Genomic DNA, 12,043 nt, shown 5'->3' on the forward strand with positions numbered 1-12,043 from the left:
GGAAGGCGTCATTCCTGCCCAAGTTCCTTCGCCTCCTGATATTTCAGTTCCAGGAAGCGGTTCTGCACGGCCAGCTTGTCGAGATCGCCGCTTGCCAGCGTCTCGCTCATCCGGGAAATTTCCGCGTCAATGACGCCAAGCCCCTCGATCAACTGTTTTTCCGGCACACGGCCGTTGCGCTCCTCCCGCCGCAGCGGTTCGGGGATGGACCGGTAGCCCGTGACAAGCTCCGGCAGATGATCGGCCAGTAATTTGCGGATTTCCTGCGCGGCGGGGTCCTGCTCCCCCAGCCGCTCGAGTTGCGGCGACAGGGTTTCCAGCTTGACGCCGATACTGTCGACCAAAGTGACGGCGGGGGCGGGCAGGGCCTTGCGCTGATTTTCCAGCCAGATTTCGGTTTGCAGCGGCAAGGCGGTGAGCGTGGTTTCCGCCAGCGCCTCGGTCCGCACGCGCCGTTCGCCGGGCAGCGCCGCGATCAGCAGCACCGCCGCCAGCATGACGCCCAGCGCGATCATCACCCCGGTCGTGCCGATCGGCGCGACAAAGCCCGCCACCGCGCTGCCGACCAGCACCGCGACGACCGCCCAGAAGGCATATTTGACCTTCCGGATCAGCGCGGCATTGCGCCTTTGCCGCGCGCGTACCGACAGGCTCTGTCCGCGCTCGCTATGGCGGCGGAGCACCGCTTCGGCGTCGGCCAGCACCCGGTCGGAACGGCTCATCGCGTCAGGCCTCGATCGAACTCAGCAGCACATTGTCGGCCCGCGCCTGGCTTGCCGCTTGCGCTTGTCCCTCGGCGCGGGCGATATAGCCCTTGGATTTTTCGACCTCGTTCGACAGCGTGGCCACCGTCGTCTTCATATTTTCCAGCGCCTTCAGCTTGAACGTGTCGATGCTGTCCATCGTGTCGTAGATGTTCTGGAAGGCGCGTTGCAGCGTTTCGATCGGGATAGTGCTGGATGCCGCCTGCTCGTGAATCTGCGCGGTCTGGTTCTTCAGCATCTCGCCGGTCGAATCGATCATGTTCGCGGTGGTGGTGTTGAGCGCGGTGATCTGCTCCAGCACCAGCTTCTGCCCCACCAGCGCCTGCGCCACGGTGACGGCGGTGCGCAGCGCGGCGACGGTGGTGGTGCTGGCGCGGTCCACGCCCTTCACCAGCTCGACATTGTTCTTCTTAACGAGGTCCAGCGCCAGATAGCCCTGCACCGTCACCGCCATCTGCGTCAGCAGATCCTGCGTGCGCTGGCGAATGTAGAAGAGCGCGCTCTCGCGGATCGCCTTGGCCTTGGCCGGATCGGTCGAATCCAGCTCCAGCGCCTTTGCCTCCAGCCGCGCGTCGAGCGTCTTGGAAATGTGGATCATCTGCTCCAGACGGCCCATCGTCTGCCACATATTCTGCCGCTCGACATCAATCGCGGCATTGTCCTTGATCAGCACGTCCTTGCCGCTGGCGAGCGACCCAAGGATCGAATTGATGTGGCTCTGCGCGCTCTTATAGCTGTCGAAATAGTCGCGCATCCGATTGCCGAAGGGAATCAGACCGAACAACTTCTTCGGCGCGGTCAGGCTGCCGCGCTTGCCCGGATCGAGATCCTCGATGGTCCGGCGCAGTTCGGCCAGATCGACGCCGACCTTATTGTCGCTGTCCATCGCCCGCACCGGCCGGTCGAGGAAGCGGTTCGAATGCCCCGCCGCTTCCGCAATCTCCTTGCGCCCCATATTGGTGAGCTGGTCGACGCGCTGGCCGAATTCCGGCGAATTGGCGTCCTGCGCGACCAGATCGTCGATGAAGGCGTCGACTTTCTCGTCCAGTTTCGACCTTTTATCATCCTCCAGCGGCACCAGCCCCGCCGCCTTTTCGGGCGCGACGGGCGGCACCGCGTCGGGCGGGGTCAGGTTCAGCGTGTCAGCGGTGGCGGTTGGCGCGGTCGAAGCCATGTCATCTCCCAGGGGCCATCAAGGGGTTCGCACTGTTATATGTATATAGAACAGTCCGGCTGCAAGCCTTTGCCGCACGCTAAAGGCCTGCCTCCGCCATTGCAATCGCTGCCACCCCGCCCGGAACGCTTGCCGCAGCGCGTCATTTCCTGTAGGGGCGCGCCCGATACTCCTGGACAGGCGTGGTGCCCGCCGGGAAAACATGAATCCCAAAGGCAAGACATGTCCCTGCGTAATATCGCGATCATCGCGCACGTCGACCATGGCAAGACCACGCTCGTCGACCAGCTTTTCCGCCAGTCCGGCACCTTCCGCGACAATCAGCGCGTCGAGGAACGCGCGATGGACTCGAACGACCTCGAAAAGGAACGCGGCATCACCATTTTGGCGAAGCCCACCTCGGTCGATTGGAACGGCACCCGCATCAACATCGTCGACACGCCCGGCCACGCCGACTTCGGCGGCGAGGTGGAGCGCATCCTCTCCATGGTCGACGGCGTGATCCTGCTGGTCGATTCGTCGGAAGGCGCGATGCCGCAGACCAAGTTCGTGACCGGCAAGGCGCTGGCTTTGGGTCTTCGCCCGATCGTCGTCGTCAACAAGATCGACCGTCCCGACGAGCGCATCCAGGAAGTGCTGGACGAGGTGTTCGACCTGTTCGTCACGCTGGACGCCACCGATGAGCAACTCGACTTCCCCGTCCTCTATGCTTCGGGCCGCAACGGCTATGCCAATGCCGAGCCGAGCCTGCGTTCGGGCACGCTGGAGCCGCTGTTCCAGAAGATCGTCGACCATGTCCCGCCGCCCGCGCTGGACGTGGACGCGCCGTTCAGCTTCCTGGTGACGCTGCTCGACCGCGACAACTTCCTGGGCCGCATCCTGACCGGCCGGGTCAATTCCGGCACGCTGAAGGTCAATCAGCCGATCCACGCCATCGACGCCGACGGCAATGTGCTGGAAACCGGCCGCGCCTCGAAGATCCTCTCCTTCCGCGGCCTGGACCGCGTGCCGGTGGACGAAGCGCAGGCGGGCGACATCATCAGCCTTGCGGGCCTGACCGTCGCGACCGTCGCCAACACCATTGCCGATCCGTCGGTCAACACCGCGATCAAGGCACAGCCGATCGATCCGCCGACCCTGTCGATGCGCTTCGCCGTCAATGATTCGCCCATGGCGGGCCGCGAAGGCAGCAAGGTGACGAGCCGCATGATCCGCGACCGCCTGATGCGCGAAGCCGAAAGCAATGTCGCAATCAAGGTGACGGAATCGGCGGACAAGGACAGCTTCGAAGTCGCCGGTCGCGGAGAACTCCAGCTCGGCGTGCTGATCGAAACCATGCGCCGCGAGGGCTTCGAACTGGGCATCTCGCGTCCCCGCGTGCTGTTCGGGGAGGATGAGGCCGGCAACAAGACCGAGCCTTATGAAATCGTCGTCATCGACGTGGATGACGAGTTCTCCTCGACGGTCGTCGACAAGATGAACCAGCGCAAGGCGGAAATGACCGACATGCGCCCCTCGGGCGGCGGCAAGACCCGCATTACCTTCTCGGCGCCGTCGCGCGGCCTGATCGGCTATCATGGCGAATTCCTGTCCGACACGCGCGGTACCGGCATCATGAACCGGCTGTTCGAGAAATATGGCCCGCACAAGGGTAATATCGAGGGCCGCAAGAACGGCGTGCTGATCTCCAACGGCGCGGGCGAAGCGGTGGCCTATGCCCTCGGCCCGCTGGAGGAGCGCGGCGTGCTGATGGTCGGCGTGGGCGAGGCGCTCTACGAAGGCATGATCATCGGCCAGAACGCCAAGCCGGAAGACCTGGAAGTCAACCCGATGAAGTCGAAGGCGCTGACCAACTTCCGCGCCAGCGGCAAGGATGACAGCATCCGCCTGACCCCGCCGTGGAAGATGACGCTGGAACAGGCTATCGCTTACATCGACGATGATGAGATGGTCGAGGTGACGCCGAAGAGCATCCGTCTGCGCAAGCGCTATCTCGATCCGAACGAACGCAAGCGCATGTCGCGGGCCAAGGCTGCCGCCTGATCGGATTGAAGGGATGGAAAAAGGGGCCGGTGTCGGAAGACGCCGGCCCCTTTTTCGTGGGAAGTCCGGAAATGGTCAGTTGTAGTCATTCTTAGCCGTTAAGCGCACCGTGCTCCTGCGCAGGCAGGAGCCCAGTCCTGCCCATAGTGGATCATCGCACCGGCGGAACTGGGCTCCTGCCTGCGCAGGAGCACGGCGCGTTCTAAGGAGAGGGCGCCTCGGACTGTCCGCTCTCCACCCAACACCCCAAACCTATTTTCACCATCGTAAAGCTACTGGCCTCCATGCCGCACCCTCTTTATGGTCGCGCTCATTGCTCTCGCCCTGAAAGCTTTTCATGCATCTTCTCATTGGCCTAGCCGGCATCGCGCTGATCCTTGCCATTGCCTTCGCTCTGTCCTCCAACCGCCGCGCCATCCGGCCGCGGGTCGTGGGCGCGGCGTTTCTGTTGCAGGCGGGCATCGCCCTGCTGGTGCTCTATGTGTCCGCCGGGCGCGCGGTGATCGCGGGCATGTCGCATGGCGTATCGAACCTGCTCGGCTATGCGCAGGCGGGGACGGACTTCATCTTCGGCCCGCTCGCCAGGCCGGAAATCGGCGGGGCCAGCTTCGCCATCGCCGCGCTGCCGGTGATCATCTTCTTCGCCAGCCTGGTGTCGATCCTCTATTATCTGGGCATCATGCAGCAGATCGTTCGCTGGGTCGGCGGCGCGATCGAGAAGGTGACGGGCGTGTCCAAGGTCGAAAGCCTGTGCGCCGCCGCCAATATCTTCGTCGGCCAGAGCGAAAGCCCGCTCGTCATCCGCCCCTATCTGGCGGGCCTCACCCAGCCGCAGCTTTTTGCCGTGATGACCAGCGGCATGGCGGGCGTGGCGGGCACCATCTTGGCCGCCTATGCCTCCATGGGGATCAAGATCGACTATCTGTTGGCGGCGAGTTTCATGTCCGCGCCCGGCGGGCTGCTCATGGCGAAGATCATGATGCCCGACGAGCCGGAGCGCGAACCTGAACTGCCCTTGGGCGATCATCCCGACCTTGCCCATGACCTTGCGCTGCCCGAAAGCCGGATCAGCGGCGCAGGCCCCGCCGCGCTGTTGCCTGAAGGGACGCCGGGCGAGCCGCTGCCGCCCGCCACCCATGACGAGGAAAAGCCCGCAAACCTTATCATGGCCGCCGCCCAAGGCGCGCAGACCGGCGTCAAGCTGGCCGTCGCGGTCGGCGCCATGGTGTTGGCGTTCGTGGCGCTGGTCGCGCTGGCCAACGGCATATTGGGCGGCATCGGCGGCTGGTTCGGCTGGCCGAACCTCAGCTTTCAGCAATTGCTCGGCTATCTCTTCTCCCCGGTCATGTATCTGCTCAACATTCCCTGGAACGAGGCGCAGATCGCCGGCGGCCTGTTCGGCACCAAAGTGGTGCTGAACGAGTTCGTCGCCTATATCAATCTCGGCCAGGTGCAGGGCGCGCTGTCGCCCGCGACCATCGCCATCGTCACCTTCGCGCTGTGCGGCTTCGCCAATTTCAGCTCGATCGCGATCCAGATGGCGGTCACAGGCAATCTCGCGCCCAACCAGCGGCCCGTCATCGCGCGGCTGGGCCTGAAGGCGCTGGTGGCGGGCAGCCTCGCCAACCTCATGAGCGCGGCGCTGGCGGGACTGATGCTCAGCCTGCGCTGATCGTTCCGTGACTATAACGAAAGTTCTACCGCTGGTTGGCAAGATCGGTTATGGTTAACCCATGGGGGCTAAACGCATATTCGGGCTGATCGCCCTGTTTCCGGTGGTCATGGCCATGGCGCCGGTCGCCGCGCAGGCGCCGAAGCCCGGCGCGCTGGAAAGCTACAAGGACTGGACTATCGGCTGCGACAATCGCAACCGGTGCGAGGCGGTGTCGTTGCTGCCCGAGGGCGGCGACTGGCCCGATAGCCCGGTCATGCTGGGCATAAGCTGGGATGCGGGCGCGGATGCCGATCCTGAAATCTGGGTCAGCCGCGACGCCAAGGGGCGGGCGACGCTGGATTTCCTGATCGACGGCCGCAAGATCGCCAGCGCGGCGAGCGTGGACGGCGAAGCGAGCGTGCAGGGGCCGCAGGCGTTCGCGCTGGCCATCGCCATGGCGAAGGGCGGCAGCATGGAGATTCGCTCCGGCGCGAAGCGGATCGACCGGCCGTCGCTGGCGGGGTCCGCCGCCGCATTCCGCTACATGGATGCGAAGCAGGGGCGGGCAGGCACGGTGGCGGCGCTGGTCGCGAGCGGCCCGCTGGCCCGTAGCGCTGTGCGTCCCGCGCCCGCGGCCCCGTCGATCCGGCGCGCGATGGTTCCTGGCGGCGCGGAGCCGCCTGCGCTCTGGCGCGAGGAACTGACCAAGCTGGGCGCGTTCACCGGTTGCGCCGACGAGATGAAGGACGCAACCTCGCCCCCCGACCTGTACCGCCTGTCGAAGACAGAGACGCTGGTGTTGGTGCCCTGCGGCGCCGGAGCCTATAATTTCACTTCCATTCCGGTAATTGCCACCGGCATTCCCGGCCGCCGCGCCTTTCGCTTCGCCAGCTTCGACTATCAACCGGGCTGGAGCGAGGACGCCAGCCACCCGATGCTGGTCAATGCGAGCTGGGCGCCCGAGACGTCGACCCTGCAAAGCTATGCCAAGGGCCGGGGTCTGGGCGACTGCGGCGGCAGCGAATCCTATGTGTGGGACGGCACGCGCTTCCGCTTGGTCGAGGCCAGCGCCATGGGCGAGTGCAGGGGCGCCTGGCATTGGATCACCACCTGGTCGGCCAAAGTGACGGACTGACCGCCAGGAATTTCCTGCCCAACTCGCGACATGCTCCTGTCTCGCAGGAACGCGGTGCTCTTTCTACATTAAGCGACTGCGAGGATCAGCGAGAATAGCCCCTCCGCATCGCTCCATTCGCGTACCGGCTCCCACCCGCCAGCGCGCAGCAGCAGCCTTTCGTCGCGTGCGCCATATTTGTGGCTGCTCTCGGTATGGATCGTCTCGCCCGCCTCCATGCGGAAGCATTGCCCGGCGACGTGGAAGTGCAGCGGCCGCACCGCCTCCAGATGCATTTCGATCCGCGCCTTGTCATCGTTCCAGATGGCGCGGTGAACGAAGCCGTCCAGCGGCAGGTCGCCCTCCAGCTCGCGGTTGATGCGGGCGATCAGGTTGAGGTTGAACGCCGCCGTCACCCCCGCCGCATCGTCATAGGCGGCGATCAGCCGGTCGTAGTCCTTGATCCGGTCCATGCCGATCAGCAGCATCGAATCCTCCCCCAGCAGCCGGTGCATCGCCCGCAGCAGGTCGACCGCCGCATCGGGCTCCATATTGCCGATCGTCGATCCGGGGAAAAAGCCAAGGCGCGGCAGGCCCTCGATCGCCGCGGGCAGGGCCAGATCGCCGTTGAAGTCGCCCACCACCGGCAGGACGGGCAGGCCAGGAAAGACCGACGCCAGTTCGGCGCTCGCGGTGCGAAGGAAATCGCCGCTAATGTCGATCGGCACATAGGCGGCCGGATCGACGGCGCGCAGCAGATGCGGCGTCTTGCGCGAACTGCCCGCGCCGAATTCCACCACCGCGCGGCCAGTACCTATGGCTGCGGCGAAATCCGCGCCATGGTGTTCCAGCAGCGCGGTTTCGGTGCGCGTCGGATAATATTCGGGCAGGTCGGTGATCGCCTCGAACAGTTCCGAGCCGCGTCGGTCGTAGAACCAGATGGGCGGCGTCGCCTTGGGCATGCGCGACAGCCCCTCGATAATGTCCCTCCGGAAAGCCGGATCGGGCGCGTGCAATGGCAGCGTAGCCTCCTGGGTCAGCAGCATCGCGTCACAAATCCTTCGCCAGCCGCAGCCCGGTGAACTGCCAGCGTTGATGGGGATAGAAGAAATTGCGGTAACTCGACCGCATATGGCCGCGGGGCGTGGCGCAACTGCCGCCCTTCAGCACGAACTGGCCCGACATGAACTTGCCATTATATTCGCCCACCGCGCCTTCCGCCGCGTGAAAGCCGGGATGCGGGCGATAGGCGCTGCCGGTCCATTCCCAGACGTCGCCGTACATCTGGCTCAGCGTGGAGCCGCCCTCCAGCGCACGCGGGCGGGGGCAGGCGGGACCGTCCAACTGGTTGCCGCTGGTCGGCGCGATATTGAGCGCGCCGCTTTCCCATTCCGCCTCGGTCGGCAGCCGGGCGCCAGCCCAGCTTGCATAAGCGTCCGCTTCGTACAGGCTGATATGGCTGACCGGTGCGGCGGGATTGACCGGCTTGCGGCCGTCCAGGCCAAAGCGCGTCCAGCCCTGCTCCCCGCGTTTCCAATATAGCGGGGCTTCGATCCGTTCGGCCTGGACCCAGGCCCAGCCGTCGGACAGCCAATGGGCGGCCTGCGCATAGCCGCCATCCTCGATGAAGGCGATCCATTCGCCATTGGTTATGAGCCGGTGCGCCAACGCATGCGGATGCAGCACCGTCTTGTGGCGGGGCGCTTCGCAATCGAAGGCGAACTCGCTTTTGCCGTCTTCCCCGATCTCGACCAGTCCCTGCCGTCCCTCTATCCAGTGGAGTGGGCCCGGAACCGGCGCGGGCAGCGCATTGGGCGCGTCGAACAGCGCCGGCTCCAGCGGATTGAGCGACAGCAGATGCTGCATGTCGGTCAGCATCAGTTCCTGATGCTGCTGCTCATGGTGCAGGCCCAGCAGCACCAGCGCCTGCGCGTCGGGCATCAGCATCGGCAGAGCGGTGGTCAGCGCCTTGTCGACATGTGCGCGATAGGTGCGGATGTCCTTCAGCGTCGGCCGGGTCAGTACGCCCCGCATCGGCCGGACATGGCGCGGCCCTTCCGCCTCATAATAGCTGTTGAACAGATAGGCGTAACGCGGATCGAACGGCTTGTAGCCCGCGACATGATCGCGCAGGACGAAGGTTTCGAAAAACCAACTGACATGCGCCAGATGCCATTTGGCGGGCGAGGCGTCGGGCATGGACTGGACGGTCGCATCGGCGTCGGACAGCGGCGCGGCCAACGCCTCGCTCAAGGCCCGAACCTCGCGATAGCGGGCGATAAGGTCGATCTGGCTCGGTGCTGTTCGGCTTCTGGCCATGCATGCCCCTCCGATACGGTTGCGCCGTTCTCGCACGACAATCGCATGAAGGGGCGGATATGTTCCGGCGGGGAGGTGCGGGGGGCTCCTGTTGGCCAATTCCGGACAGGGCGCTACCTCCATCCTTCCGCGCCTCAACCTTGCTCCTTTCCCTCAAGCGAGAGGGGCTGGGGTGGAACGGCGCAGCGTCTGCCATGATCGTTCACCCAAATAAAAAGGGCGGACCCAGCCGGCCCGCCCTCTTTTCATCCCATCTGACGGTGCGCCTTAGTAAACGCGCGCCTTGGGTTTGATATATTCCGCCTCGTCCGTGAGCGTGTAGTCGTGCACCGGACGGTAATCGAGCGTCACCTTGCCGCCCTTTCCGCCCCAGCCTTCGAACCAGCTTACGGTGTGCTTCATCCACTCATTATCGTCGCGGTTCGGGAAATCCTCATGCGCGTGGGCGCCGCGGCTTTCCTTGCGGTTTTCCGCACTCACCATAGTGCAGACCGCCTGGGACATGAGGTTGTCCAGTTCCAGCGTCTCGATGAGGTCGGTGTTCCAGATCAGCGAGCGGTCGGACACGCCGACATCAGCCAGGCTCTGGTTGACCTGCGTCATCTTGGCGACGCCCTCGGCCAGCAGCGCGCTGTCGCGGAACACGGCGGCATGCTTCTGCATCGTGTGCTGCATTTCGAGACGGATCTTCGCCGTGGGCGAACCGCCCTTGGCATTGCGATAATGGTCGAGACGCGACAGCGCCAGATCGGCCGCGTCGGCCGGCAGCGGACGATGCGAGCCGTTCGGCTTGATCGTTTCCTTGAGGTGCAGGCCGGTGGCGCGGCCAAACACGACAAGGTCGATCAGCGAGTTGGAGCCCAGACGGTTCGCGCCATGGACCGACACGCAGGCCGCTTCACCGACCGCATAGAGGCCCGGCACCACGACTTCCGGATCGTCACCGGCCTTCGTCACCACCTGCCCATGATAGTTACAGGGGATGCCGCCCATATTGTAATGGACGGTCGGCGTGACGGGCAGCGGCTGACGGGTCAGGTCCACGCCCGCGAAAATCTTGCCGCTTTCCGTGATGCCCGGCAGACGCTCCGCCAGCACCTTGGGATCGATATGGTCGAGGTGCAGGAAGATGTGGTCCTTGTTCGGACCCACGCCGCGCCCTTCGCGCATTTCCATCGCCATCGAGCGCGACACGACGTCACGCGACGCCAGGTCCTTGGCCGACGGGGCATAGCGCTCCATGAAGCGCTCGCCTTCGGAGTTGGTGAGATAACCGCCCTCGCCGCGCGCGCCTTCGGTGATCAGCACGCCCGCGCCATAAATGCCGGTCGGGTGGAACTGCACGAATTCCAGATCCTGGAGCGGCAGCCCCGCGCGCAGCACCATGCCGCCGCCGTCGCCGGTGCAGCTATGCGCCGAAGTGGCGGAGAAATAAGCGCGGCCGTAACCGCCGGTCGCCAGCACCACCGCCTTCGAACGGAAGCGGTGGATCGAGCCATCCTCCATGCAGATGGCGATGACGCCACGGCATTCCTTGCCGTTCGGGCCATCTTCCATGATCAGGTCGATGGCGAAATATTCGATGTAGAAGTCCGCGTCATATTTCAGGCTCTGCTGATACAGAGCATGCAGCATGGCGTGGCCGGTACGGTCGGCGGCGGCGCAGGTGCGCTGCACCGGCGGGCCAGCACCCATATTCTGCATGTGGCCGCCGAAGGGGCGCTGGTAGATCGTCCCATTCTCGTTGCGGCTGAACGGCACGCCGGCATGTTCCAGCTCGATCACGGCGGCAGGCGCTTCGCGCACCATATATTCGATCGCGTCCTGGTCGCCCAGCCAGTCCGACCCCTTGACGGTGTCGTACATGTGCCAGGTCCAGTGATCGGGCGAGTTGTTGCCCAGCGAAGCCGCGATGCCGCCCTGCGCCGCAACCGTATGCGAGCGGGTCGGGAACAGCTTGGTGATGCAGGCGGTCTTGAGGCCCGCTTCGGCGCTGCCCATGGTGGCGCGCAGACCGGAGCCGCCAGCACCCACGACGACCGTGTCATAGGTGTGGTCGATGATCTTATAGGCTTCGCTCATTATTTGACGATCCCCGTGAAGGCGATCTTGGCGATCGCGAAGACGCCCGCGGCCGCGCCGCCAAAGGCATAGAAGTTCAGCAGCAGCATCGAGAGGAAGGCCAGACCCTTGTCATGGACATAATCCTCCAGCATCACCTGCATCCCTAAGCGCAGGTGCCAGAAGATGCTGACGATCATCAGCATCAGCGGCACGGCGACCAGCGGATGGGCGATCCAGCCAACGACGCTCTGATAATCAAGGCCCGGCAGGGCGATCAGGCTGAACAATAGCCACAGCACCAGCAACAGGTTGCCGATCGCGGTATAGCGCTGCGCCAGCCAGTGATGCGCGCCATGCTTGGCCGATCCAAGACCGCGGACGCGGCCGATTCCGGTTCCCGTTCCCATCAGAATTTCCCCGTGCAGATGGCGGCCCAGAAGGCGATGGTGAGGAGCGTCGAGAAGACGAAGGTCAGCAGCGACCAGCTCTTGTTGTTCTTGAGCTCATAGCCCGCGCCCATGTCGAGCACGAAATGGCGCAAGCCGGAGCAGAGATGCTGGAAGAAGAACCAGCTCAATCCCGCCATCACCAGATAACCGATGGGCGAGGTGGCGCACTGCACGAAGGTCGCATAGGCTTCCGGGCCGGAAGCGGCGGCCATCAGCCACCAGACCAGACCCAATGCCCCCGCCGTCGCCAGACCGTTGCCGGTCACGCGGTGCATGATGGAGACGGCCATGGCTGGCCCCCATTTCCAGATCGTCAAATGCGGCGAGAGCGGCCGGCTCGTGGTTCGCGCCATATCTTCCCTACGTCCCTGATGTTTGTCCCTCGAGTCCCGTCCCCTTAGGAGCGAACCGCCAAGAGGGCAAGCCGCCCTGACCGGGCGACCAGTCGATCCTGGTCTGGGC

At 64.6% G+C, this 12,043-nt stretch carries 10 protein-coding genes; 3 read left to right on the top strand and 7 right to left on the bottom strand.

What is annotated here, in order from left to right; genetic code table 11:
- Positions 1-8: 8 nt before the first annotated feature.
- Both HUK72_RS16145 and HUK72_RS16150 read right to left on the bottom strand, forming a co-directional pair.
- Positions 9-722 (bottom strand): hypothetical protein, encoded by a 714-nt coding sequence (locus tag HUK72_RS16145; protein ID WP_176597625.1) that lies wholly within the window; start codon positions 720-722, stop codon positions 9-11.
- Positions 723-726: 4 nt separating this feature from the next.
- Positions 727-1,938, bottom strand: a complete 1,212-nt coding sequence (locus HUK72_RS16150) for a toxic anion resistance protein (protein ID WP_176597626.1) — start codon at positions 1,936-1,938, stop codon at positions 727-729.
- Positions 1,939-2,160: 222 nt separating this feature from the next.
- Between HUK72_RS16150 and typA the strand changes: the two genes are divergently transcribed.
- From typA to HUK72_RS16165, 3 genes are all read left to right on the top strand, one after another.
- Complete coding sequence (gene typA / locus HUK72_RS16155; RefSeq protein ID WP_176597627.1) at positions 2,161-3,981, top strand: translational GTPase TypA; 1,821 nt, start codon at positions 2,161-2,163, stop codon at positions 3,979-3,981.
- Positions 3,982-4,318: 337 nt separating this feature from the next.
- Positions 4,319-5,653 carry a NupC/NupG family nucleoside CNT transporter gene (locus HUK72_RS16160; RefSeq protein ID WP_176597628.1) on the top strand — a complete coding sequence of 445 codons (1,335 nt, stop codon included), beginning with the start codon at positions 4,319-4,321 and terminating at the stop codon, positions 5,651-5,653.
- Between the two features lie 61 nt (positions 5,654-5,714).
- Positions 5,715-6,770 (top strand): DUF1176 domain-containing protein, encoded by a 1,056-nt coding sequence (locus tag HUK72_RS16165; protein ID WP_176597629.1) that lies wholly within the window; start codon positions 5,715-5,717, stop codon positions 6,768-6,770.
- Between the two features lie 68 nt (positions 6,771-6,838).
- Here the strand turns inward: HUK72_RS16165 and egtD are convergent, their stop codons facing one another.
- The 5 genes from egtD to sdhC all read right to left on the bottom strand — a co-directional run bounded on the left by egtD (position 6,839) and on the right by sdhC (position 11,934).
- Positions 6,839-7,795: an L-histidine N(alpha)-methyltransferase gene (gene egtD, locus HUK72_RS16170; protein ID WP_176597630.1), complete on the bottom strand. Its 957-nt coding sequence runs from the start codon at positions 7,793-7,795 to the stop codon at positions 6,839-6,841.
- A gap of 4 nt (positions 7,796-7,799) precedes the next feature.
- Complete coding sequence (gene egtB, locus HUK72_RS16175) at positions 7,800-9,068, bottom strand: ergothioneine biosynthesis protein EgtB (protein ID WP_176597631.1); 1,269 nt, start codon at positions 9,066-9,068, stop codon at positions 7,800-7,802.
- 267 nt (positions 9,069-9,335) lie between these two features.
- The gene (gene sdhA, locus HUK72_RS16180; protein ID WP_176597632.1) at positions 9,336-11,150 is read right to left on the bottom strand and encodes a succinate dehydrogenase flavoprotein subunit; all 1,815 of its coding nucleotides are present in this window, start codon (positions 11,148-11,150) and stop codon (positions 9,336-9,338) included.
- On the bottom strand, positions 11,150-11,539 hold the full coding sequence (gene sdhD / locus HUK72_RS16185) for a succinate dehydrogenase, hydrophobic membrane anchor protein (protein ID WP_176597633.1): 390 nt from the start codon (positions 11,537-11,539) through the stop codon (positions 11,150-11,152). Before sdhD ends, sdhA begins: the two co-directional genes overlap by 1 nt.
- Positions 11,539-11,934 (bottom strand): succinate dehydrogenase, cytochrome b556 subunit, encoded by a 396-nt coding sequence (gene sdhC, locus HUK72_RS16190; RefSeq protein WP_176597634.1) that lies wholly within the window; start codon positions 11,932-11,934, stop codon positions 11,539-11,541. The genes sdhD and sdhC overlap by 1 nt, the downstream gene beginning before the upstream one ends.
- Positions 11,935-12,043 lie beyond the last annotated feature (109 nt).

The organism is Sphingobium sp. 15-1, assembly GCF_013375535.1.
Taxonomy (GTDB): domain Bacteria; phylum Pseudomonadota; class Alphaproteobacteria; order Sphingomonadales; family Sphingomonadaceae; genus Sphingobium; species Sphingobium aromaticivastans.